The organism is Brevibacterium sp. SIMBA_078 (assembly GCF_046534565.1).
Taxonomy (GTDB): domain Bacteria; phylum Actinomycetota; class Actinomycetes; order Actinomycetales; family Brevibacteriaceae; genus Brevibacterium.
Genome location: NZ_JAWRYQ010000353.1, coordinates 1 through 259, shown reverse-complemented (window position 1 = coordinate 259; position 259 = coordinate 1). Strand labels below are relative to the sequence as shown.

Below are 259 nucleotides of genomic sequence, written 5' to 3'. Positions count from 1 at the left end.
CACTTGTTTTTCGGAAGAAACGCCTCCCATCATAACGCCAACTTTCATTTTCTAGCCTCCGTCATACTTTTTGATCGTGTCTCCGATTATTTGAATGCCCTGAATAATCTCACGTTCTGTCAACCTAGAAAAGCCTAATCGTAACGTATGGTTGCCACTGTGATCTGTATAGAACGCATTACCAGGTAAGAAAACAACGCCATGATCTATACATCTTTCCAAAAGCGCTTGTGTCTCAATGTGTTTTTCTAGTTCTATA

1 pseudogene is annotated in these 259 nt (G+C 40.2%); it reads right to left on the bottom strand.

Going from position 1 to position 259, the window contains the following annotated elements:
• Window positions 1-51: 51 nt before the first annotated feature.
• A pseudogene (locus SB749_RS20000) lies at window positions 52-259 on the bottom strand (PLP-dependent aminotransferase family protein); the annotation flags it as partial.